This is a genomic window from Pedococcus sp. (assembly GCF_036000045.1).
Classification (GTDB): Bacteria; Actinomycetota; Actinomycetes; order Actinomycetales; family Dermatophilaceae; genus Pedococcus.
In genome coordinates, this window is record NZ_DASYGF010000013.1 from 1 (window position 1) to 23,539 (window position 23,539).

General features: G+C 70.4%; 19 protein-coding genes, 1 tRNA gene and 1 pseudogene. 13 read left to right on the forward strand and 8 right to left on the reverse strand.

What is annotated here, in order from left to right:
• Positions 1 to 384, reverse strand: a pseudogene (locus VGN50_RS01660) (hypothetical protein); the annotation flags it as partial.
• Between the two features lie 79 nt (positions 385 to 463).
• On the opposite strand from VGN50_RS01660, the gene VGN50_RS01665 reads away from it, so the two are divergent.
• Positions 464 to 1,435 carry a zinc-binding dehydrogenase gene (locus VGN50_RS01665; protein ID WP_327442897.1) on the forward strand — a complete coding sequence of 324 codons (972 nt, stop codon included), beginning with the start codon at positions 464 to 466 and terminating at the stop codon, positions 1,433 to 1,435.
• Between the two features lie 390 nt (positions 1,436 to 1,825).
• Here the strand turns inward: VGN50_RS01665 and VGN50_RS01670 are convergent, their stop codons facing one another.
• The 5 genes from VGN50_RS01670 to VGN50_RS01690 form a co-directional block, all read right to left on the reverse strand.
• Complete coding sequence (locus VGN50_RS01670) at positions 1,826 to 2,479, reverse strand: GDSL-type esterase/lipase family protein (protein ID WP_327442898.1); 654 nt, start codon at positions 2,477 to 2,479, stop codon at positions 1,826 to 1,828.
• Between the two features lie 3 nt (positions 2,480 to 2,482).
• Entirely contained in the window at positions 2,483 to 2,659 is a 177-nt protein-coding gene (locus VGN50_RS01675; RefSeq protein ID WP_327442899.1) for a DUF6104 family protein, read from the reverse strand.
• A gap of 121 nt (positions 2,660 to 2,780) precedes the next feature.
• Complete coding sequence (locus VGN50_RS01680; protein WP_327442900.1) at positions 2,781 to 6,641, reverse strand: multifunctional oxoglutarate decarboxylase/oxoglutarate dehydrogenase thiamine pyrophosphate-binding subunit/dihydrolipoyllysine-residue succinyltransferase subunit; 3,861 nt, start codon at positions 6,639 to 6,641, stop codon at positions 2,781 to 2,783.
• A 188-nt stretch (positions 6,642 to 6,829) separates the two neighbouring features.
• Positions 6,830 to 7,636: an ABC transporter permease gene (locus tag VGN50_RS01685; protein WP_327442901.1), complete on the reverse strand. Its 807-nt coding sequence runs from the start codon at positions 7,634 to 7,636 to the stop codon at positions 6,830 to 6,832.
• Complete coding sequence (locus tag VGN50_RS01690; protein ID WP_414694513.1) at positions 7,633 to 8,610, reverse strand: ABC transporter ATP-binding protein; 978 nt, start codon at positions 8,608 to 8,610, stop codon at positions 7,633 to 7,635. Before VGN50_RS01690 ends, VGN50_RS01685 begins: the two co-directional genes overlap by 4 nt.
• A gap of 88 nt (positions 8,611 to 8,698) precedes the next feature.
• On the opposite strand from VGN50_RS01690, the gene VGN50_RS01695 reads away from it, so the two are divergent.
• Positions 8,699 to 10,021 (forward strand): hemolysin family protein, encoded by a 1,323-nt coding sequence (locus VGN50_RS01695; protein WP_327442902.1) that lies wholly within the window; start codon positions 8,699 to 8,701, stop codon positions 10,019 to 10,021.
• Positions 10,018 to 11,052: a hemolysin family protein gene (locus VGN50_RS01700; RefSeq protein WP_327442903.1), complete on the forward strand. Its 1,035-nt coding sequence runs from the start codon at positions 10,018 to 10,020 to the stop codon at positions 11,050 to 11,052. The genes VGN50_RS01695 and VGN50_RS01700 overlap by 4 nt, the downstream gene beginning before the upstream one ends.
• Here the strand turns inward: VGN50_RS01700 and VGN50_RS01705 are convergent.
• Both VGN50_RS01705 and VGN50_RS01710 read right to left on the reverse strand, forming a co-directional pair.
• Positions 11,030 to 12,043, reverse strand: a complete 1,014-nt coding sequence (locus tag VGN50_RS01705; RefSeq protein WP_327442904.1) for a hypothetical protein — start codon at positions 12,041 to 12,043, stop codon at positions 11,030 to 11,032. The genes VGN50_RS01700 and VGN50_RS01705 overlap by 23 nt on opposite strands.
• A 130-nt stretch (positions 12,044 to 12,173) precedes the next feature.
• Positions 12,174 to 12,248, reverse strand: a tRNA-Arg gene (locus VGN50_RS01710).
• Between the two features lie 56 nt (positions 12,249 to 12,304).
• Between VGN50_RS01710 and VGN50_RS01715 the strand changes: the two genes are divergently transcribed.
• The 10 genes from VGN50_RS01715 to VGN50_RS01760 form a co-directional block, all read left to right on the forward strand.
• Positions 12,305 to 12,709 carry a response regulator gene (locus VGN50_RS01715; protein ID WP_327442905.1) on the forward strand — a complete coding sequence of 135 codons (405 nt, stop codon included), beginning with the start codon at positions 12,305 to 12,307 and terminating at the stop codon, positions 12,707 to 12,709.
• A gap of 10 nt (positions 12,710 to 12,719) precedes the next feature.
• Entirely contained in the window at positions 12,720 to 14,366 is a 1,647-nt protein-coding gene (argS, locus tag VGN50_RS01720; RefSeq protein ID WP_327442906.1) for an arginine--tRNA ligase, read from the forward strand.
• 23 nt (positions 14,367 to 14,389) lie between these two features.
• Entirely contained in the window at positions 14,390 to 15,826 is a 1,437-nt protein-coding gene (gene lysA / locus VGN50_RS01725) for a diaminopimelate decarboxylase (protein ID WP_327442907.1), read from the forward strand.
• 115 nt (positions 15,827 to 15,941) lie between these two features.
• A complete protein-coding gene (locus tag VGN50_RS01730) occupies positions 15,942 to 17,294 on the forward strand; it encodes a homoserine dehydrogenase (protein WP_327442908.1) in 1,353 nt (450 codons plus the stop codon).
• Entirely contained in the window at positions 17,294 to 18,379 is a 1,086-nt protein-coding gene (thrC, locus tag VGN50_RS01735) for a threonine synthase (protein ID WP_327442909.1), read from the forward strand. Before VGN50_RS01730 ends, thrC begins: the two co-directional genes overlap by 1 nt.
• The gene (gene thrB, locus VGN50_RS01740) at positions 18,379 to 19,341 is read left to right on the forward strand and encodes a homoserine kinase (protein ID WP_327442910.1); all 963 of its coding nucleotides are present in this window, start codon (positions 18,379 to 18,381) and stop codon (positions 19,339 to 19,341) included. Before thrC ends, thrB begins: the two co-directional genes overlap by 1 nt.
• Positions 19,342 to 19,557: 216 nt before the next feature.
• Complete coding sequence (gene rho, locus VGN50_RS01745) at positions 19,558 to 21,501, forward strand: transcription termination factor Rho (protein WP_327442911.1); 1,944 nt, start codon at positions 19,558 to 19,560, stop codon at positions 21,499 to 21,501.
• Positions 21,502 to 21,734: 233 nt separating this feature from the next.
• A complete protein-coding gene (rpmE, locus tag VGN50_RS01750) occupies positions 21,735 to 21,956 on the forward strand; it encodes a 50S ribosomal protein L31 (protein WP_327442912.1) in 222 nt (73 codons plus the stop codon).
• 82 nt (positions 21,957 to 22,038) lie between these two features.
• Positions 22,039 to 23,127 (forward strand): peptide chain release factor 1, encoded by a 1,089-nt coding sequence (gene prfA, locus VGN50_RS01755; protein WP_327442913.1) that lies wholly within the window; start codon positions 22,039 to 22,041, stop codon positions 23,125 to 23,127.
• Positions 23,124 to 23,539, forward strand: a 416-nt coding sequence (locus tag VGN50_RS01760; protein WP_414694515.1) for a N5-glutamine methyltransferase family protein, incomplete at its 3' end; no start/stop codon positions are given. The genes prfA and VGN50_RS01760, both read left to right, overlap by 4 nt.

Below are 23,539 nucleotides of genomic sequence, written 5' to 3' on the forward strand. Positions count from 1 at the left end.
GACGGCCCAGAGCGCGTCGAACACTGCAGGTGGGTCGGCGAAGAAGCCGGGGAAGCAGAAGTGGACGTCGAGGTCGCAGGGCCACTCCTCGTGGATGAAGTGCGCGGAGTGGTCGAAGGCAAGGTCTGCGGCCCGGGACACCGGCATCGGCGCATGCCGGCGGACCCAGGCGACCCCCTCGATGGCCGCGCACAGGGTCTCGAAGGACGCGGGGTCCACCAGCACGTCGACGTCCGAGGATGGGCGCGGGGGGCGAGCACCCACGGCGACCGCGGTCGGGCCCTTGACGAACAGGACCCGGGCGCCCACGGAGTCGGCCAGCCGCTGGACCAGCCCATGCGCCAGGAGCACGGCCTCGTCCAGGGTCAGCGTGGTCTGCTCCATGGGGTCAGTATCGCGGTGCAACCAGCCTCACAGTCCTCGATCGCGGAACTGGTCACCGGCCGCCAGTAGGGTCGGAGCCATGCTCGCCGCCTATGCCGCCCGCCAGTCTGCCGATGACCCGCTGTCCGGACTGGAGGTGGGGGAACGGCCCGACCCCCAGCGGCGCGATGGGTGGACCATCGTCACGCTGAGGACCGCCGGACTCAACCACCACGACGTCTGGTCGCTGCGCGGGGTCGGCCTGCCGGCCGACCGGCTGCCCATGATCCTGGGGTGCGACGGCGCCGGTGTGGACGAGGAGGGCAACGAGGTCATCATCCACGCCGTCGTCGCGAGTGACGGCTGGCGCGGCGACGAGACTCTCGACCCCCGTCGGACCCTGCTGTCCGAGCTCTACGACGGCACGCTCGCGGAGAAGGTCGCGGTGCCGCGTGGCAACCTCGTCCCCAAGCCGCAGTCGCTGTCGTGGGAGCACGCAGCCTGCCTGTCCACGGCCTGGCTCACGGCATACCGGATGCTGTTCACCAACGCGGGGGTGACCCCCGGCGCCACGGTCCTCGTGCAGGGCGCCGGCGGTGGCGTGGCCACGGCGCTCGTGCAGCTCGGCGCGGCCGCCGGCCTTCGCATGTGGGTGACCACGCGGGACGAGGACAAGGCCCGCAAGGCACTGGAGATCGGCGCCGAGAGCGCGTTCGGCAGCGGCGAGCGGCTCCCCGACCGGGTCGACGCCGTCATGGAGACCGTCGGTGCGGCCACCTGGTCCCACTCGGTCAACTCGCTCAAGCCCGGCGGCACCATCGTCATCTCGGGCGCGACGTCCGGCGACGCGCCCAGCAAGGCCGAGCTGACCAAGATCTTCTTCCGACAGCTGCGCGTCGTCGGCTCGACCATGGGCAGCCGGACCGAGCTGGAGCGGCTCTCGGCGTTCGTCGCGCAGCACGGCATCGAGCCGGTCGTCGACTCGGTGCTGCCGCTGGCACAGGCTCGTGAGGGGTTCGCCCGGATGGCGCAGGGCGACGTCTTCGGCAAGGTCGTCTTTACCATCTCTTGACCAAGTCTATGGCCGGATCTACCCGATTCGATATATCACCCCCTCAGTGAGGCCACAGGTCAGAGGCGTACAACTAGGGGGTGCCCGAGTTCCCCACATCACCTGACCATGTCATCGATCCCCGGTGGAACTCCTACCTGCGACCGCGGCGGTCCACCCGTCCGGCTCAGCATCCGCACCCCATGCCCGCGGACGAGCTCGATCAGCAGCTGCGCGCCATCATCGGGCGCTGGGAGGCCGGCGACAAGGGGCCGCACGAGACGCTCGAGGCGCTGCGCGAGCTGGCTGAGCGCGCCCTGTAGCCGCGGATTCTGCTGCGGCCAGTCACTTTCGGCGGCGCGGTCTCGCCACCCGCCCGAATGTCAGCTGCTGGATGTCAGCTGCTGGATGTCAGCTGGGAGAGATCTGCAGCCAGTCGTACCAGCCGTTGTGCAGCACCAGCCACGCGATCAGGCCATAGCCGGCCTGGCCCGGGTGGTGCGGCACGCGGCTGGCCGCGAGGTCGCTCTGCCACTGGTCATGGCCCAGCAACGGCCGGAAGCAGTCGACGAACGGCACGCCTCGGCGCCCGCAGACATCGGCCTGGGCCTCCACGAGCACGTCGAGCTTGCCGTTGAGGTCATCGTCGGCCGACGGGGGAGGGCTCACCACGAAGGTGCCGATGCCTGCGCTGGCAGCGTCGTCGAGGATGTTGGCGAGGTTGAGCCGGTGGCGGGCCAGGGTCACGCCCTTGACGGCATCGGCGGTGCCCACTGACAGGACCAGGCGCTTCTCGGTGCGGCCCGACCACCGGGGCGGGCACTCGCTGCGCCAGCGAGCGAGCACATCGGCCGAGGTGTCGCCGCGCACCCCCAGGTTGTAGGCCGAGAGCTCCAGCTCGGGGTGGTGGGTGCGACCGACGACGCGTGACACCCACCCCTGCCCCTTGGGGTCGCCGACACCCGCCACCAGGGAGGCCCCGATGAACACCAGCGCCAGGTCCCGGGGACCGTCGGCGACGACCTGGAACTCGGCGCTGGGGGTGAAGGTGGGGTCGGTGCTCAACGGTCAGTCCTCTTCGTCGTCGAGCCGGGCCAACCAGGTGGCCAGCCGCTCGACTGGGGTCTCGAACTCGGGATGCAGGTCGACGAACGCGCGCAGCTGCTCGGCGAGCCAGTCGAAGGAGACCTCTTCCTCTCCACGACGGGCCGCCAGCTCCTCGATGCCGCGATCCGTGAAGTACACGGTCGCGAGGCTATCGCGACTACGCGGCATACCGGTGCACCCACCCCGGGCAGACGGCGAGAGGGTGGCAGATCGACGCTCCCGACAATGGGAAAGGTCGATCTGCCACCCTCTCGGCGGCTCAGCGGGCGAAGGCGCTCGCGACCAGCTCGGCCTGCTGCTCGGCATGCCGCTTGCTCGACCCGGTGGCCGGTGAGGCGGACGCCTTGCGGGAGACGACCTTGAGCGGCCGGGTCTCACCCTGCTCGGCAAGGGCCTGCGGCAGGTTGAGCGCCATGAACGGCCACGCGCCCTGGTTGCGCGGCTCGTCCTGGACCCAGACCACATCGGCATTGGGGTATGCCGCGAGCTGGGCCGCGATCTCTCGCGCCGGGATGGGTGCCAGCTGCTCGACGCGGACGATCGCGGTCTGAGTGTCCTCGGCCTTGGTGCGGGCCGCCTCGAGGTCGTAGACGACCTTGCCGCTGGCAAGCAGCACCCGGGTCACGGCGTTGCCGTCGAGCTGGGCGCGGTCGGGCAGCACCGGCTGGAACGTGCCGGTCGTGAAGTCCTCCACCGCACTGGCCGCGGCCTTGAGCCGCAGCATGGACTTCGGGGTGAAGACGATCAGCGGACGGCGCGGCCGGGCATAGGCCTGGCGACGCAGCAGGTGGAAGTAGCTCGCCGGGGTCGAGGGGTAGGCGACCGTCATGTTGTCCTCGGCGAACATCTGCAGGAACCGCTCGATCCGGGCCGAGGAGTGGTCGGGGCCCTGGCCCTCGTAGCCGTGGGGGAGCAGCAGCACGACGGACGAGCGCTGGCCCCATTTCTGCTCGGAGGAGGAGATGAACTCGTCGACGACAGTCTGCGCGCCGTTGAAGAAGTCGCCGAACTGCGCCTCCCACAGCACGAGCGCGTCGGGCCGCTCGACGGAGTAGCCGTACTCGAAGCCCATCGCCGCGAACTCGGACAGCAGTGAGTCGTAGACCCAGAACCGCGCCTGGCCCTCCGCGAGGTAGAGCAGGGGCGTCCACTCCTCCGCGGTGTTCTTGTCGATGAGCACCGCGTGACGCTGGACGAACGTGCCGCGACGGCTGTCCTGACCCGCGAGCCGCACCGGCGTGCCCTCCATGAGCAGGGACCCGAACGCCGCGAGCTCGCCCGTCGCCCAGTCGATGCCGCCCTCGCGGGTCGACTGCGCGCGCTTCTCCATCGCCTGCATCAGCTTGGGGTGGATGGTGAAGCCGGCCGGCGGGTTCACGAAGGCGTCACCGATGTGCCGCAGCTCGTCGGCCGTGATCGCCGTGTCGGTCGCGGACCTCGTGGCCTGGTCGGTGGCCTGGGCAGCCGGCGGCTCGAGGCCCGAGTGGCCCTCGGCGTCCGTGCCGGCCAGCGTCGGGTCGCCGGCATTCTCGGCGGACTCCTTGAGGGCGGCCTTGGTCTCGACGAAGACGCGTTCGAGCTGCTGCTGGTAGTCGCGCAGCGCGCCCTCGGCCTCCTCCTGGCTGATGTCGCCACGCCCGATGAGGGACTCGGTGTAGAGCTTGCGGACCGAGCGCTTGGCCTCGATGAGGTTGTACATCAGGGGCTGGGTCATCGACGGGTCGTCGCCCTCGTTGTGACCGCGGCGGCGGTAGCAGACCAGGTCGATGACGACGTCCTTGTTGAACTCCTGACGGAACTCGTAGGCGAGCTCGGCCACCCTGACGCACGCCTCTGGGTCGTCGCCGTTGACGTGGAAGATCGGCGCCTGGATCATCCGGGCCACGTCGGTGGAGTAGGTGGACGAGCGCGACGCCGACGGCGAGGTCGTGAAGCCCACCTGGTTGTTGATGACGATGTGGATCGTGCCGCCCGTGCGGTATCCACGCAGCTGGGACAGGTTGAGCGTCTCGGCGACGACCCCCTGGCCGGCGAACGCCGCGTCACCGTGCAGGAGCAGCGGCAGCACCGTGAAGTCCTCGCCGGCGAGGTCGAGGCGGTCCTGCTTGGCCCGGGTGATGCCCTCGAGGACCGGGTTCACGGCCTCGAGGTGGGAGGGGTTGGCCGCGAGGTAGACCTTGGTCTTGCTGCCGTCCTCGGCGACGAACTCGCCCTCGGTGCCCAGGTGGTACTTCACGTCACCGGAGCCCTGGACCGACTTGGGGTCCTGCCGTCCCTCGAACTCACGGAAGATCTGGCCGTAGGACTTGCCCGCGATGTTGGCGAGCACGTTGAGGCGGCCGCGGTGCGGCATACCGATGCACACCTCGTCCATGGAGTCGGCCGCGGCACGGCACAGGATGCGGTCGAGCAGCGAGATGACCGACTCGCCACCCTCGAGGCTGAAGCGCTTCTGACCCACGAACTTGGTCTGCAGGAACGTCTCGAAGGCCTCGGCGGCGTTGAGCCGGCGCAGGATCCGCAGCTGCTCCTCGGGGCCGGGCTTGGCGTAGCCGACCTCGATCTTGGACTGGAGCCAACGGCGCTGCTCGGGGTCCTGGATGTGCATGTACTCGGTGCCGATGGTGCGGCAGTAGGAGTCGCGCAGGATGCCCAGGATCTTGCGCAGCCGCAGCATCGGCGCGCCACCGAAGCCGCCGGTGGCGAAGTCGCGCTCGAGGTCCCACAGGGTCAGGCCGTGGCTGGTCACGTCGAGGTCGGGGTGGCGGCGCTGGCGGTACTCCAGCGGGTCGGTGTCGGCCATGAGGTGGCCGCGGACCCGGTAGGCGTGGATGAGCTCCTGGACGCGGGCAGTCTTGTTGACGTCGTCGTCGTGGTGGGCCGAGATGTCGCGCACCCAGCGGACCGGCTCGTAGGGCAGGCGCAGCGCCTCGAAGATCTCGTCGTAGAAGCCGTTCTCGCCGAGCAGCAGCTGGTGCACGATCCGCAGGAAGTCACCGGACTGGGCGCCCTGGATGATGCGGTGGTCGTAGGTGCTGGTCAGCGTGAGGATCTTGCTGACGGCGTTGCGGTTGAGGGTCTCCTGGCTCGCGCCCTGCCACTCGGCGGGGTACTCGAGGGCGCCGACGCCCACGATCGTGCCCTGGCCGGCCATGAGCCGCGGCACCGAGTGGTTGGTGCCGATCGTGCCGGGGTTGGTCAGGGAGATGGTGGTGCCCTGGAAGTCCTCGACGGTCAGCTTGCCGGCGCGGGCCTTGCGGACGACGTCCTCGTATGCCGTCCAGAAGTGGAGGAAGTCCATCGTCTCGGCGGCCTTGATGCTCGGCACGAGCAGCTGGCGAGTGCCGTCGGGCTTGGAGACGTCGATGGCCAGGCCGAGGTTGACGTGGCCGGGGACGACGAGCGCGGGCTTGCCGTTCTCCTCGGAGAAGCCGTTGTTCATCTCGGGCATGTGGCCCAGGGCCTTGACCAGGGCGTAGCCGATGAGGTGCGTGAACGACACCTTGCCGCCACGCGAGCGGGCCAGGTGGTTGTTGATGACGACCCGGTTGTCGATGAGGAGCTTGGCCGGCACGGCGCGCACGCTCGTGGCGGTCGGGACGGTCAGCGAGGCCTCCATGTTGGTGACGACCCGGGCGCTGGCGCCGCGCAGGGGCTTGACCTGGTCGTCGTTCACCGGGCCGGTGTGCTTGGGCACCTCGGGCTCGCGGGGCTTGGGCGTCTCCTTGACGGGGGAGGCGGCTTCCTTGTCGTCGGCCTTGTCGGCGACGGCGGGGTCCGTGCGGGCGTCGGCCTTGTCCGTGGTCGTGGCCTGGCTGCCGCCGGAGTCCGTGGCATGCGCCGAACGCTGAGGCTGCGTCGGCTGGGACTGCGTCGGCTGGGACTGCGTCGGCTGGGACTGAGCCGGGGCCGCTGCCGGGGCGGTGCCGTTGCGTGGCGGGGTGGTGGCCCCGTTCGCGCCACTGTCGCCCTCGCCGGGGGTGTAGTCCTCGAAGAAGGACCACCACGCCTTGTCGACGGAGTTGCGGTCCTTCTTGTACTGCTCATAGAGCTCGTCCACGAGCCACTCGTTCGGCCCGAAGGTCGCCATGGGATCGCTGGTCGGGGACTGGTCGGGCACGGCGGATACGCCTCTTTCGTAGCGTCGACAATGACGGGCAAATGAGTGCTCCCAGCCTAGCCCCCGGGCCTGCGGCCCCGCTGCGCGGGTGGGCGCTCGGCTGAGCACGCGAACGGGGGCCCGAATGCCCGGAATTCCCGCGCGTTCGGGCCCCCAGATCGCGAGGTCAGAGGCGGTATGCCGTGCGGCTAGCTGATATCGGCCCGCACGGTGCGCCACGACCCGACGCCCGCCAGCACGGCGGCATACGCGGCGAGGACCAGGGCGCCGGCCCACCATTCGAGACGAGGCGCGGTGTTGGCGCCCCCGGACACGCCGTTGACCATGGCCTGGGTCGCCGCCGTGGGGAGGTACTCGACGACATGCTGGCGCCCCCACTCCCAGAACCCCAGGCCGAAGCCGATGAGCGGCTCCACGATCCAGGCGACGCCGATGGAGATGAGCAGGGCGGCCACCTGGTTGGGGATCAGGATGCCCGCCCCGAGCCCGATCAGCGCCCACAGGCCGAGCACGAGCAGGCTCAGGGCGAGGGTGCGGAAGACGCCACTGCTGGGGAAGGCCTCGAAGCCGCGGGCCCGGAGCACGATCGCCCCAGCCACGACCGACCCGACCAGCGAGAGGATGCCGTAGAGCGCACCGATGCCCAGCAGGGCGATGACCTTCGCGCCCATGACCTCGGCGCGCTTGGGGGTGCCGAGGAAGGTGCTGCTGATGGTCTTGTGGCGGTACTCGCTGCCGATCTGCATGACGCCGATGGTCAGCGTGAGCAGGTAGGCGATCTGCAGACCGCCCGTGTAGACGCTGTTGGCGATCTGCTCATGGGTGCCCGTGGGGATGCCCTGGCCACCCCTGGCGTTGGGGTCGGGCGTCTGGGTCAGGAGGAACGCGAAGAGGACCGCGAGGCCCACTCCCGCGACGAGCATGGCGATGGCCATGCCCCACCACAGGCGCGTGGTGAAGAACTTGCGGAACTCGGCCCTGATGGCGGCGGTCATCGAGTCGTCCCCTCCTCGGTCGCGGGTGCTTGCGGGCTCGGACTGCCTGCCGTCGAGCCCAGGTTGCGGTTCGTGCCCTCGGTGAGCTCGAAGAACAGCGCCTCCAGGTCGGTGGTGGCGCCCTTCAGCTCGTAGATGGGCAGCCCTGCACGGAGCGCGACGTCGCCGATGAGTCGCAGGTCGGACGTGTCGGCATACAGCGCGCCGTCGCGCGCCGTGGTGGTGACGTCCGCCACGCGCAGCGCGCCGGCGAGCGCGTCGAGATCGGTGGTGCGCACGATGGTCTGCGCGTGGTCACCGTGCAGGTCGGCCATGGCCCCCTGCTTGACGAGCCGGCCGTTCGCGATGATCACCACGTCGTCGACGGTCTGCTCCACCTCTTGGAGCATGTGGCTGGAGATGAGGACGGTCTTGCCCTGCGCCGACAGGTGCCGCAGGAACCCGCGCAGCCAGCGGATGCCCTCCGGGTCGAGCCCGTTGGCCGGCTCGTCGAGGATCAGCACCTCGGGGTCGCCCAGCATCGCGGCCGCGAGGCCCAGCCGTTGGCGCATGCCCATCGAGTACCCACCGGCCCGCTTGCGCGCGGCGGCGGGTATGCCGACCAGCTCAAGCATCTCGTCGACGCGGCTGGTGCCGACACCGGCCGTGTCGGCCAGCACCCTCAGGTGGTCGCGCCCCGTGCGTCCGGGGTGGAAGTTGGTGGCCTCCAGGGCAGAGCCGACAACGGCGCTGGGTCGGGGGATGTCGTGGTAGCGGCGCCCACCGATCGTCGCGGAGCCGCCGGAGGGGCGGACCAGGCCGAGCAGCATACGGAGCGTCGTGGTCTTGCCAGCCCCGTTGGGGCCGAGGAATCCGGTGATCCGGCCGGGCTGGACGGTGAAGCTGAGGTTGTCGACGGCCGTGAAGTCACCGAACCGCTTGGTGAGGTCCCGGACCTCGATCGTCGCCCCCGATGTCTCTGTCATGGTGGCCATCTTGCCAACTCTCGTGCAGTGATGTGCGCAGGTCCGTTCCGGACGCAGCGCGGCCGTCGGCGCCCGGCGACCCTAGGATGGCCGCACTATGACCGATTGGTTACTGGTCCTCGCCGGTGTCGCACTGACGTTGGGCACCGCGGTGTTCGTAGCCGTCGAGTTCTCGCTCGTGGCGCTGGACCGCCCCACCGTCCAGCGCGCCGTCGACCGGGGAGACGCCAGGGCCGAGCCGGTCCTGCGCTCGCTGCGACGGCTCTCCACCCAGCTCTCCGCAGCGCAGGTGGGCATCACGCTGACCACCCTGGTCTTCGGGTTCCTGGCCGCTCCGGCGCTCGCCAACCTTCTCCGCGTGCCGTTGGGCGCCACGGGCCTGTCCGGCTCGGGGCTGCAGTCGGTCGCGGCCGTGCTCTCGCTCGTGCTGGCGACGGTGTTCTCGATGGTGGTCGGTGAGCTGCTGCCGCAGTTCCTGGGCATCTCGGCTCCCCTCGCGACAGCGAAGGTGGTCGCGATGCCGGTGCGCCTGTTCGCCGTCGTGGTGCGCCCGTTGGTCATCGTGCTCAACGGATCGGCCAACCTGTTCCTCCGCTCGCTCGGCATCACCCCGCAGGAAGCGCTGTCGGGGGCCCGGACTCCGCAGGAGCTGGCGTCACTCGTGCGCCGCTCCGCCGCCGCCGGGACGCTCGACGAGGGGACGGCGCGACTGGTCACTCGGTCACTGCGCTTCGGTGAGCAGACCGCGGCCGACGTGATGAGCCCGCGTGCTCGGGCCACCTCGATCGAGCGGACCGCGACCGCCGAGGAGGTGCTGCAGCTCGCCCGTCGCACCGGCCACTCGCGGTTCCCCGTGACCGGTGAGGACTGGGACGACATCGACGGCGTGGTGCACGTGAAGCGCGCCATCGCCGTGCCGCACGAGCGCCGGCCTGATGTGCCGGTGTCGGCGCTGATGGTGCCGCCTCTGCTGGTGCCCGAGACCATCCGGCTGGATCCGTTGCTGCTCATGCTCCGCGAGCATGGGCTGCAGCTGGCCATCGTGGTCGACGAGTACGGCGGGACGGCCGGGGTGGTCACGCTGGAGGACGTCGTCGAAGAGATCGTGGGCGAGGTGTCCGACGAGCACGACCTCCTCCGCACGACGGGACGAGAGTTCACCGACGGTTCATGGACGGTGCCCGGGCTCTGGCGCCCCGACGAGGTCCGCGAGCGGCTGGGGGCCCAGATCCCCGACGGGCCGGCATACGAGACGACTGGTGGGTTCGTCATGGCCGCCCTCGGGCGCATCCCCGAGGTGGGCGACACCGTCACCATCCCGGGCTGGGAGATCACGGTCGTCGCCATGGACGGCATGCGCGCCGACCGGTTGCGCTTCGTGCCCGTCGCCGAGCAGGACGAGCCGGAGGAGGACCAGTGAGCGCCCTCTCCGTGTGGACCACCGTGGTCCTGTTGCTGCTCAACGCCTTCTTCGTCGGCGCCGAGTTCGCGGCGATGGCGGCGCGCCGGTCGAGACTGGAGCCTCTCGCCGCTGCCGGGTCGCGGCGTGCCCAGATCTCCCTGGAAGCCCTGGAGCAGATGGGGTCGGTGCTCGCCTGTGCCCAGCTGGGCATCACGGTCTGCTCGGTCCTGCTCGGAGCCATCTCCGAAGCAGCCCTGCACCACGCCCTCGAGCCCGTGGTCCGCGCCCTGGGACTCCCCAGCGCCGTCACCGACGGGGGCGCCCTCGCCCTCGCGTTGCTCGTCATCGTGTACCTGCACGTGGTGGTGGGCGAGATGATCCCCAAGAACCTCGCCATCGCCGGACCGGAGCGCGCCGCGCTGGTGCTGGTGCCCGCGCTGGTCTATGTCACCAGGGCGCTGCGGCCGGTCATCGCGGTGATGGAGTCGCTGGCCAAGGCGCTGGTCCGGCTGTTCCGCGTGGAGCCTCGCAACGAGATCGCCTCGGCGTTCACGGCCGAGGAGGTCGAGCACATCCTCGCCGAGAGCCACCATGAGGGCCTCATCGAGGAGGGGCAGCACGGCTTGGTCGGAGCCGCGCTCGAGTTCAGCGACAAGGACGCGGTCGACGTCGCGGTGGCGTTGACCGACCTCGTCACACTGCCTCTGACCGCGACCCCCGACGACGTGGAGCGGATGGTCGCCAAGCGCGGATTCTCGCGCTATCCACTGGTCGACCGGTCGGGCGCCCTGGCGGGCTACCTCCACCTCAAGGACGTCCTGTATGCCGACGACTCCGAGCGGGCGCTCCCGGTGCCCGTCAAGCGAGTGCGTAAGCTCGCGACGGTCCAGGCGGCCGACGAGGTCGAGGAGGTGCTGCGCACGATGCAGCGCACCGGCGCGCACCTGGCCCGGGTCGTCGACCCGCAGGGCGCTGCGATCGGCGTGGTGTTCCTCGAGGACGTGATCGAGGAGCTCGTCGGCGAGGTCACCGACGCCTCCCAGCGCTGAGCGGGGTGCTCTCCGCGGCGCACCGCCCTGACGTGGTGGCAAAACGACCCTGCCAGGTCGGGATAGGTCGATCTGCCACCACCTCGACGCCCAGATATCGAGCGAGCCGCTGCACGAGCCCGTGCCGGCGCGCAGGGTGGAAGACATCCGATCTGGTGATCTCCACGTACTTCCACCCGTCGTCCTCTGCCAGCAGCCGGCGGGCGATGTCGTCGTCTCCGCGCTCGTAGCTGCCGAAGTGGTGCTCGCCCTGGTACTCGCCGATCACGCGCTGGTGCCGCCACACGAAGTCGGAGCGGCAGAGGAACCCGGACCCGTCCCGTGCCATGACCGTGACGTTGAGCTCGGGCTCGGGCAGCCCGTGTCGGACAAAGAGCAGCCGCGACCGGGTCTCCATGGGAGAGTCCGAGCCCACTCGTATCCAGTCCAGCGCTTCGCGGAGCGCCCGTACCCCACGCACCCGACCCCGGCGGGTCACCGCGGCGCGCAGCGGGTCGACGCTGCCGGCGCGGCGAGCCACGCTGTCACCGAGGACGACGAGGTCCTCGACTCCCAGGAGGGAAGCCAGATCCACCCACGTGTCCGCCGCCGAGACGACTCGCAGCCCCTCGACGCGTACCGTCTCGCGGGACTCGAGCCCGAGGTGTGCATGCATCTGTGGTCGCGCGACAGGATTGCGGCTCGTGGGGCGCATGACGTGCAGTCGCGGGTGCTCGTGGCTGCGGGGCAGGGGCAGCCCGAGCAGCGTTGCAGCCGTGCAGTGCGAGAAGGCGCAGTCGGCCGGCAGGACCAACGAGGCGGCGCGCGCATCCGTCTGGAGCGCACCGCGATGGTCTCGGGCCGGTGGCGACGCGGTGTCGACCCGGACCCCGTGGAATGGGCGCGAGAGGTCTTGTCCGCGCAGGCGTCCCTCGCCCAGGCCGAGCTGACGCGCACTGGCGATGGTGAACGCGCGGCCGGCCAAAGTGACGGGGAGCTGCTGCCTGGGCATGCCCGGAAGCCTGGCTGATACGCGGTATACGGATCGGTCGCGATCCACAGGCGACGTCGAGATGGTGGCAGATCGACCGTCCCGGGCCCTGGGCGGTCGATCTGGCACCAGGCCGGCGCGAGTCGACCGATGGTGCCCCCGGCAGGATTCGAACCTGCGCTCCCGCCTCCGGAGGGCGGTGCTCTATCCCCTGAGCTACGGGGGCCGACGTGCGCCGTTTGAAGGGGCGCGTGGTGAGGTTAGCAGCCTAGGGTGGCATCCATGGAACGCGGGGGACTCATCTATGTCTGCGACGACACCGAGCAGATCCGGCGTCTCATCAGGCTGAACCTCGAGCTCGAAGGCTACGACGTGGAGGAGCAGGCCGACGGCCAGGAGCTGCTCGAGCGGCTGGCGACGACCGACGCGCTTCCCGACGTGATCACCCTCGACGCCCAGATGCTGCCCAAGGACGGCTGGTGGGCGATCGCCCGTATCCGGGCTGACGAGCGGCTGGCCCACATCCCGGTGGTCATGGTGACGGCCTCGGTCCAGCAGCAGGACCGGGTGCAGGCGCAGGGGTCCGGGCTCGACGCGTTCGTCGCCAAGCCGTTCGACCCTCTCCAGCTCATCGACATCGTCCGCAGCTTCATGGCCGCGGGCCGGGGCCGGGCGTCCGCGCCCTAGACTTTGGCGGGTGACTCCCGAAGAGCTCTCCGCAGCCATCCGCACTGCCCTCGTCGAGGGCGCCGCCAGTGGCGAGCTCGCGGTGACCGTGCCCGCGGACGTGCGTGTGGAGCGACCGCGCAACCGCGACCACGGTGACTGGTCCACCAACGTCGCCCTGCAGCTCGCCAAAGCCGCCGGTATGCCGCCGCGCGACCTCGCGGCCGCGCTCGCCGAGCGTCTCGGCCGGCTCCCCGGTATCAAGGCCGTCGACGTCGCCGGCCCCGGGTTCCTCAACATCACGCTCGACGCCGCGTCGGCCGGTGAGCTCGCGCGCACCATCGTGGAGGCTGGTACTGCCTACGGCCGCAACGACTCCGAGGCCGGCCACACGATCAACCTCGAGTTCATCTCGGCCAACCCCACCGGTCCCCTCCACCTCGGGCACACCCGGTGGGCCGCACTCGGCGACGCGATGCGCCGGCTGCTCGTGGCGTCCGGCGCTGACGTGACGGCCGAGTACTACATCAACGACGCCGGCACCCAGATGGACAACTTCGCGGCGACGGTGCTGGCCCGAGCCAAGGGCGAGCCCACGCCGGAGAACGGCTACCCGGGCGCCTATGTCGACGACCTGGCCAAGCGCGCGCTGGCCGAGCGTCCCGACCTGCTCGACCTGCCGACCGACGAGGCGCTCGCCGAGGCCCGGCGGATCGGCTATGCCGCCCAGCTCGACGACATCCAGTCGACGCTGGAGGAGTTCGGCGTGCGGTTCGACGTCTGGTTCTCCGAGAAGGCACTGCATGACGCCAGCGCCGTCGAGCAGGCTGTCGAGCGGCTGCGGGCGCAGGGCCACGTCTTCGACCTCGACGGCGCGGTGTGGCTTCGGACGACCGACTTCGGCGACGACAAGGACCGGGTCCTGATCCGGGCTAACGGCGAGCCCACCTACTTCGCCGCCGACGCCGCGTACTACCTGTCGAAGAAGGACCGTGGCTTCGACGAGAAGATCTACCTCCTCGGCGCCGACCACCACGGCTACATCAACCGGCTCAAGGCGATCGCGGCCTGCGCGGGCGACGACCCCGAGCGCAACATCGAGGTGCGGATCGGCCAGCTCGTCAACCTCAACGGCGCCAAGCTCTCCAAGCGCGCGGGCAACATCATCGAGCTGCGCGATCTGATCCGCTGGATCGGCACCGACGCGATCCGCTACTCCCTGGCCCGTTATCCGGCCGACAGCCCGCTGTCGCTGGACGGCGAGGAGCTGCGCAAGCAGACCAACGACAACCCGGTCTTCTATGTGCAGTACGCCCACGCCCGGACCTCCAACGTCGCCCGGCTGGCGCGTGAGGACGGCGTGCTGCCGCAGGACGGCTTCGACCCGTCGCTGCTTGGCGACCCGACGGAGGCCGCGCTCCTGGCCGTCCTCGGCGACTTCCCGCGCGTGGTGGCGCAGGCAGCCCACCTGCGTGAGCCGCACCGGGTGGCGCGCTACCTGGAGGACCTCGCCGGCCACTTCCACAAGTGGTACGACACCTGCCGGGTGCGGCCCATGACTGCCGACGAGGACGTCACCGACGTACATCGCACGCGCCTGTGGCTCAACGACGCCACCCGTCAGGTGCTGGCCAACGGCCTTGCCCTGCTGGGGGTCTCGGCTCCCGACCGGATGTAGCGAGAGAAGAGGAGCGCGCCGTCGTGCGAGCCCATGAAGCCGGAGCCCTGCACGCCGAGGGCTACGGCGGCCCACCCCACTGGCTGCCCTGGCCGACCGATGTCATGGAGCTGCTGCCCCAGCTGTGGCCGCAGACGGTCGACCGCGACGGCGAGGGCCGGCTCACCGTCGGCGGCCTCGACGTGGTGAGCATCGCCCGCGAGTTCGGCACCGCGGCATACGTCATCGACGAGGAGGACTTCCGTGCGCGGGCGCGGGCCTTCCGCGACGAGTTCGCCGCGCCGTTCGCCGACCTGAGTGGCGTCGACGTCTACTACGCCGGCAAGGCGTTCCTGTGCACCGAGGTCGCGCGCTGGGTCGCGGAGGAGGGCCTGTGTCTCGATGTCTGCTCCGGTGGCGAGCTGGCTGTGGCGCAGCGTGCAGGCTTCCCTGCTGAGCGAATCGGCATGCACGGCAACAACAAGTCGCTCGCCGAGATCCGTCAGGCGCTGACCTACGGCGTCGGCCGGATCGTCGTCGACTCGTTCGAGGAGATCGACCGCGTGGCCGCGATCGCCGCCGAGCTGGGGGTCCGCGCCCCGGTGATGGTGCGCGTGACCGTCGGCGTCGAGGCGCACACGCACGAGTTCATCGCCACCGCCCACGAGGACCAGAAGTTCGGCTTCTCGCTCGCTGGCGGGCAGGCCGCCGAAGCCGTCGCCCGGATCGTGGAGCGGTCAGAGGCGTTGGCGCTGCTCGGGTTGCACTCCCACATCGGCAGCCAGATCTTCGACACGGCCGGCTTCGAGGTCTCTGCCCGCCGGCTCATCGGGCTGCACGCCGAGGTGGCCCGGGTCCACGGCATCCACCTGCCCGAGCTCGACCTCGGGGGCGGCTACGGCATCGCCTACACCTCCGAGCACACGCCCATGCACCCCCGCGAGCTGGGCGAGCAGATGGCCGACCTGGTGCGGCGCGAGCTCAAGGCCGTCGGCGACGGCAGCCCCGAGACGCCGATGCCCCGGCTGTCCATCGAGCCCGGCCGAGCCATCGCGGGGCCGAGCACCTTCACCCTCTATGAGGTGGGCACCGTCAAGGATGTCGACCTGGGTGGGGGAGTGACCCGCACCTACGTGTCAGTCGACGGTGGCATGAGCGACAACATCCGCACGGCGCTGTATGACGCGGACTACTCGTGCACGCTGGCCAGCCGCCGCTCCGAAGGAGCGCCCCGGCTCGCCCGGGTGGTCGGCCGTCACTGCGAGAGCGGCGACATCGTCGTCATGGACGAGTACCTCCCCGACGACATCTCGGCCGGCGACCTTGTGGCGGTCCCGGGGACGGGTGCGTACTGCCGGAGCATGGCCAGCCAGTACAACCACACGCCCCGGCCCCCCGTGGTCGCGGTCAGGGACGGCCGGGCGCGCGTCATCGTCCGGCGCGAGACGGTGGAGGATTTGCTGGCCCTAGACGTCGGCTGAGCAAGGATCGATGTCGGGGAGTCCGGATGACGGAACAACGCGCGTCCACTTGGTGGACACCGGCACCATGGAGAGGTCCACGAATCGACCCCGGCAGGGGCGCAAGGAGCACGCGGTGAGTGACAGCCAGCAGTCAACGGCAGGACGGCCCATCACAGTGGCCCTCCTCGGGTGCGGTGTGGTGGGGTCCTCGGTCGCCCGCATGCTCACCGAGCACGCCGACGACCTGGCCGCGCGCGTGGGCCGCCCCCTCGAGCTGGTCGGCATCGCCGTGCGCCGGGCCGGCAGGGACCGGTCCGACCTGCCCGTCGACCCCGCCCTGTTCACGACCGATGCCGAGTCCCTGGTCACCAAGGCCGACATCGTCATCGAGGTCATCGGCGGCATCGAGCCCGCCAAGTCGCTGATCGAGTCCGCCATGAAGCACGGGGCGTCGGTGGTCTCCGCCAACAAGGCGCTGCTGGCCGAAGCGGGCCCGAGCCTCTATGCCGCCGCCGCGGAGCACGGGGTGGACCTCTACTACGAGGCTGCGGTGGCCGGTGCCATCCCGATCCTGCGCCCGATCCGTGAGTCCCTCGCGGGTGACGACGTGCGCAAGGTGCTCGGCATCGTCAACGGCACCACCAACTACGTGCTCGACAAGATGGACACCACGGGCCAGGGCTTCGCCGAGGCCGTCGAGCAGGCGCAGGCTCTCGGCTACGCCGAGGCCGACCCGACGGCCGACGTCGAGGGCTTCGACGCCGCAGCCAAGGCCGCGATCCTGGCGTCCCTGGCCTTCCACACGCGCGTGTCCAGCGAGCAGGTCTACCGCGAGGGCATCACCGAGGTGTCGTCCGCCGACGTGCAGGCGGCGCGCGAGATGGACTGTGTCGTCAAGCTTCTCGCGATCTGTGAGCGCACCGAGGTGGTGGGCGACGACGGCGTAGCCACCGCTGGGGTCAGCGTCCGGGTGCACCCCGCCATGATCCCGAGGTCGCACCCCCTCGGCGGTGTGCGCGACGCCTTCAACGCGGTGTTCGTCGAGGCGGACGCGGCGGGCCAGCTCATGTTCTACGGCAAGGGCGCGGGCGGCGACCCGACCGCCAGTGCCGTCCTCGGCGACGTCGTGGCGGTGGCGCGGCACCGCGTGGGCGGTGGGCGTGGTCCGGGCGAGTCGGCATACGCGGACCTGCCCGTCTTCACCATGGGTCAGGCACTGACGCGCTACCACATCAGTCTCGAGGTGGCCGACCGGCCGGGTGTCCTCGCCCAGGTGGCCACGGCCTTCGCCGAGCATGGGGTGTCGATCGAGACGGTCCGTCAGCAGCTGGTCGGGCCCGAGGAGGGCCAGACCGAGACCCGGGCGAACCTCATCGTCGTGACCCACACGGCCCCGGACGCCTCGCTGTCCGCCACCGTCGAGGCGCTGGCCCAGCTCGACACGGTCCGTGAGGTCACGTCCGTGATGCGAGTGGAGGGACTGTGATGGCGTCGCTGTGGCGCGGGGTGATCCGCGAGTATGCCGATCGCCTGCCGATGCTCGAGGGCGCACCCGTCGTGACGCTCCAGGAGGGGGGCACCCCGCTGATCCCGGCCGAGCACCTCAGCGAGCTGACGGGCGCGCAGGTCTACGTCAAGTACGAGGGCCTCAACCCGACCGGGTCGTTCAAGGACCGCGGCATGACCACGGCGATCTCGGTGGCCGCCAAGCACGGTGCCAGGGCTGTCATCTGCGCGTCGACCGGCAACACCAGCGCCAGTGCTGCGGCCTATGCGACCAAGGCCGGCATGGCGTGCGCGGTGCTCGTGCCCGACGGCAAGATCGCGATGGGCAAGCTGAGCCAGGCGATCGCCCACGGGGCCACCCTGCTCCAGGTGGACGGCAACTTCGACGACTGCCTGACCCTGGCTCGCAAGCTCGCCGAGGCGTACCCCGTCGAGCTGGTGAACTCGGTCAACCCGGCCCGCATCGAAGGCCAGAAGACGGCAGCCTTCGAGGTGGTCGACGCCCTCGGCGACGCCCCCGAGATCCACTGTCTGCCCGTCGGCAACGCAGGCAACATCACCGCCTACTGGCGTGGCTACGGCGAGTACCACCGCGAGTCGCCCACCCCAGGTCCGGCCACCCGCCTTCCGCAGATGTGGGGCTTCCAGGCCGCCGGTGCCGCGCCGATCGTGCTCGGGCACCCGATCGACCAGCCCGACACCATCGCCACGGCCATCCGCATCGGCAACCCCGCCTCCTGGAAGCAGGCCGAAGCCGCCCGCGACGAGTCCGGCGGCCGGATCGAGTCGGTGACCGACGAGCAGATCCTGGCGGCGCACCGGCTGCTGTCGGCCCGTGAGGGCATCTTCGTCGAGCCGGGCTCCGCCGCCTCGGTCGCCGGTCTCCTCCAGGGCGCCGCGGCAGGCCAGGTGCCGGCCGGTGCCACGGTCGTGTGCACGGTCACCGGTCACGGCCTCAAGGACCCTCAGTGGGCGCTGCGCAACGCTGACGGCTCCGAGGTCACGCCGACGCGCGTCCCCGTCGACGCGTTCACCGCCGCCCGGGCGCTCGGACTGCAGGACTGATGACCCAGAGCCTGGCTCCCGGCAGCTCGGTCCGGGTGCGGGTGCCGGCCAGCAGCGCCAACCTCGGCCCCGGGTTCGACTCCATAGGGCTGGCCCTGGGGCTGTGGGACACGTGCACGGCGCTCGTCACGCAGGAGCCGGGGCTGCGCATCGAGGTCGTTGGCGAGGGTGCTGCCGACGTGCCGCGCGACGCCTCGCACCTGGTCTACCGAAGCATGCTCCGGGCCTGGGACGAGCTGGGCGTGACGGCTCCCAAGGGCCTCCACCTACGGTGCGACAACGCGGTGCCACACGGCCGCGGACTGGGCTCTTCTGCGACGGCGATCGTGACGGGAGTCGTTGCGGCACAAGCGCTTCGTGACGTATGCCGTGGCGCGCCCGGACGGCCCGACCTCGACTTTGCCAACACCCTTGCGGCGCGCCTCGAAGGTCACCCCGACAACTCCTCGGCCAGCGTCTTCGGCGGCCTGACCCTCTCGTGGGTCGACGAGCCGGACGCCGACACGCGCACGCTGCGGCTCCAACCCCACCCGGACGTGACGCCTGTCGTAGTGGTGCCGTCCGCCCAGCTCTCGACAGCCAAGGCTCGGTCGGTGCTGCCCACCCACGTGCGCCACGCCGACGCGGCGCTGAACTCCGCGCGCGCGGCCCTGCTCGTCCACGCCCTGACCAGCGACCCGGCATACCTCCTGCCGGCGACGCGCGAGTGGCTCCACCAGGAGGCGCGTCGCGAGTCGTTCGCAGCGTCCATGGCGCTGGTGGACGAGCTGCGCGGCCGCGGCCACGCTGCGGTGATCTCGGGAGCCGGCCCTTCGGTGCTCGTTCTCACCACCACCGAACACGCCGACGAGGTGTCGAAGGCCGTCGACGAGAGCTGGACCGTCCTGCGGCCCGAGGTGCCGGCCAGGGGTGCCCAGGTCGAGTACGACACCGGCATCGGCAATCCGGCGCTGCTGGACTAAGGGCCAGTGCTCTGGTGTTACATTGGGTGCGCACCTCGCAGCCGATGCCACCTCTTGAGCATCCACCAGTGACGTGCACCCACCACATGACGGCGGCTCCGCCGCTGCCTTTGGCCTCCCTGTGCTGCGTGTGGTTCCCATCGGTCAGCATGGTCTGACCCAAGCACCGGTTCCGGATCTGACCCCGGCACCGCATACGAGGGGGAAGGATCCTTCGTGACAGACACCACCACTCTCGACGCCGCTGCTTCGCAGGACGCCGCAGAGAAGCCTCGCCGCTCCGGCGCCCTGACGGCCATGAAGGTCGCAGAGCTGCAGGGCCTCGCCGCGAGCATGGGCATCACCGGCACGGCCAAGATGCGCAAGGGCGACCTCGTCACCGCGATCAAGGCGCGCCAGTCCGGGACCACCACGAGCACCAGCACGCCGGCCGCCGGCGCTGACTCCGGAAGCGCGAACGGGGCGGCCAGCCCGGCTGCCCGCGAAGAGCGTCCCGCCGAGGCCCGGGGCACGACCGAGCCGCCGCGCCGGCAGGGTCGTGACGCGGGCGAGCGGCAGGGTCGTGGCGCGGGCGAGCGCCAGCAGGACCGCGGAGACCAGAACCGTGGGGAGCGCCAGCAGGACCGTGGCGAACGCCAACAGGACCGCGGCGACCAGAACCGGGGCCAGCAAGACCGTGGCGACCAGAACCGGGGCCAGCAGGACCGTGGGGAACGCCAGCAGGACCGTGGCGAGCGCCAGCAGGACCGTGGCGACCAGAGCCGCGGCGAGCAGAACCGTGACCGTGACGAGCGCCAGCAGGACCGTGGCGAGCAGAACCAGAACCGTGGCCAGCAGGAGCGCGGCGACCAGAACCGTGGCTTCGACGACGACGCCGATGGCCGCGGTGGGCGCCGCCGCAACCGCAACCGGAGCCGCAACCGCGACCGCGACAAGCGCGGTCCCCGTCAGCACGGTGACTTCGGCGGCGACTACGACAACGAGCCGCAGGTGGCGGAGGACGACGTCCTGATCCCCGTGGCCGGCATCCTCGACGTCCTCGACAACTACGCCTTCGTGCGCACCTCGGGCTACCTCGCAGGCGCCAACGACGTCTATGTGCCGCTCGGCATGGTCAAGAAGAACGGCATGCGCAAGGGCGACGCCGTGACCGGGGCCGTCCGTGCGCAGCGCGAGGACCAGCAGCAGAACCAGCGCCAGAAGTTCAACGCCCTGGTGCGACTCGACACGATCAACGGGATGGGCCCGGACGAGGCCCGCAAGCGCGTGGAGTTCGGCAAGCTGACCCCGCTGTACCCCCAGCAGCGGCTGCGTCTCGAGACCGAGCCGAACATCCTGACCACCCGGGTCATCGACCTCGTGGCGCCGATCGGCAAGGGCCAGCGCGGACTCATCGTCGCTCCGGCCAAGGCCGGCAAGACGATGGTCATGCAGGCCATCGCCAACGCCATCACGACGAACAACCCCGAGTGCCACCTGATGGTCGTGCTCGTGGATGAGCGTCCTGAAGAGGTCACGGACATGCAGCGGGCCGTCAAGGGCGAGGTCATCTCCTCGACCTTCGACCGACCGGCCGAGGACCACACCACCGTGGCCGAGCTCGCCATCGAGCGCGCGAAGCGACTCGTCGAGATGGGGCATGACGTGGTCGTCCTGCTCGACTCGATCACCAAGCTGGGACGGGCCTACAACCTCTCGGCTCCCGCGAGCGGGCGCATCCTGTCCGGTGGCGTCGACTCTGCCGCGCTGTACCCCCCGAAGAAGTTCTTCGGCGCAGCGCGCAACATCGAGAACGGCGGCTCCCTGACGATCCTCGCCACTGCCCTGGTCGAGACCGGGTCGCGCATGGACGAGGTCATCTTCGAGGAGTTCAAGGGCACCGGAAACATGGAGCTCAAGCTCGACCGGGGCCTGGCGAACCGCCGCATCTTCCCCGCGGTGGACGTCAACAACTCCGGGACGCGCAAGGAAGAGATCCTGCTGTCCGGCGACGAGCTCAAGATCATGTGGAAGCTCCGGCGGGTGCTGGCCGCGCTCGACCAGCAGCAGGGCATCGAGCTGCTCATCGACCGGGTCCGCAAGACCAAGAGCAACGTCGAGTTCCTCATGCAGATCCAGCAGACGAGCTCGGTCAAGCTCACGGACGAGGTCGACGACTGAGACCGCGGCACTCGCCACCTTGGAGCCCGTCTCACCGATGAGGTGAGGCGGGCTCCGCCGTATGGCCGACACGGCGCACCCGTTGTGCGCCCTTCTGGCTGGAATGGCGCGGGGGTCCCCGGCGTTTAGGAGATGTGCGCCGCTCTCTGGCACACTTGACCGCTGACCGGTTCACGGCACCCAGGGCACGCCCGCCCAGCCGACCCGGCCGCACTGACTCAAGGAGCACGCAGTTGAAGAAGGACATCCACCCCCAGTACGTCGAGACCACGGTGACCTGCACCTGTGGCAACACGTTCACCACGCACAGCACCGCCCCTAACGGCCAGATCCACGCCGAGGTCTGCTCGAACTGCCACCCGTTCTACACGGGCAAGCAGAAGATCCTCGACACCGGTGGTCGGGTGGCCCGCTTCGAGGCGCGCTACGGCAAGAAGGCCGCCAAGAACGCCTAGCTGCTCCGATGCGCCGGTCCAGACCCCCCAGGGTCAGGGCCGGCGCATTCGCATCCACCCGCCATCCACGGAGGAGCCCACCATGCTCGAGTCAGCCTCGGCGCTCGTCCAGGAGTACGCCGACCTCGAGCGCCAGCTGGCCGACCCCGAGGTGTTCGGCGAAGCCGGTGACCCCGCTCTGGTGCGCCGGATGACGAAGCGGTATGCCGCGCTGGGACCGACCGTCGCGGCGTACCACGCGTGGCATGCCGCGCAGGACGACCTGGCCACGGCACGCGAGCTGGCCAAGGACGACGCGGGCTTCGCCGACGAGCTGCCCTCCCTCGAGCAGACACTGGCCTCGGCCGAGGACACGCTGCGACGGCTGCTCGTCCCGCGTGACCCCGACGACGAGCGCGACGTCATCCTGGAGGTCAAGGCGGGGGAGGGTGGCGAGGAGTCAGCCCTGTTCGCCGGAGACCTGCTGCGGATGTACCTGCGGTACGCCGAGCGCCGGGGCTGGAAGACCGAGGTCATCGACGCCACCGAGTCCGACCTGGGGGGCTACAAGGACGTGCAGGTCGCGGTCAAGGCCAAGGCCGCTGCCGAGCCGGGGGAGGCCCCGTGGGCGCGGCTGAAGTACGAGGGTGGGGTCCACCGCGTCCAGCGTGTGCCGGTCACCGAAAGCCAGGGCCGCATCCACACCTCGGCCGCCGGGGTGCTCGTGATGCCCGAGGCCGAGGAGGTCGAGGTCACCATCGACCCCAACGACCTCAAGATCGACGTCTACCGCTCCTCGGGCCCCGGCGGTCAGTCTGTCAACACGACGGACAGCGCCGTGCGCATCACCCACCTGCCCACCGGCACGGTCGTCAGCTGCCAGAACGAGAAGAGCCAGCTCCAGAACAAGGAGTCGGCTCTGCGGGTGCTTCGCGCGCGACTGCACGCGCTGGCGAAGGAAGCCGCCGACGCTGAGGCCAGCGCGGCCCGGCGCAGCCAGATCCGTACCGTCGACCGCAGCGAGCGGATCCGCACGTACAACTACCCGGAGAACCGGATCTCGGACCATCGCACCGGGTTCAAGGCGTACAACCTCGACACGGTGCTCGACGGGGAGCTCGACCCGATCGTCCAGTCGGCGGTGGACGCCGACGAGGCCGCCCGCATGGCGGCGCTCGCCGAAGGCCAGTGAGCGACCTGAGGTCGGCGGTCCGCGAGGCGACCGCTCGCCTGGCTGCCGCCGGGATCGGTTCGCCTGAGGCAGACGCGATCGCCCTAGCCGCTCATGCACTGGGGACCTCCGTTGCCCAGGTGCGCAAGGCGATGGTGCTAGGAGCGGCCGAGCCGCCCACGTATCGCTCGCTGGTCGACGAGCGTGCCGACCGCGTGCCACTGCAGCACCTGACCGGGCAGACGGGCTTTCGCCGGCTGACGTTGAGTGTGGGGCCGGGAGTCTTCGTGCCGCGACCTGAGACCGAAGTGGTCGCGGGGCTGGCGGTCGAGGCGGCGGCGACCCTCGAGGCGCCGGTGGTGGTCGACCTGTGCACGGGTTCGGGAGCCATTGCCCTCGCCATCAAGGACGAGGTGCCTCAGGCCATCGTGTA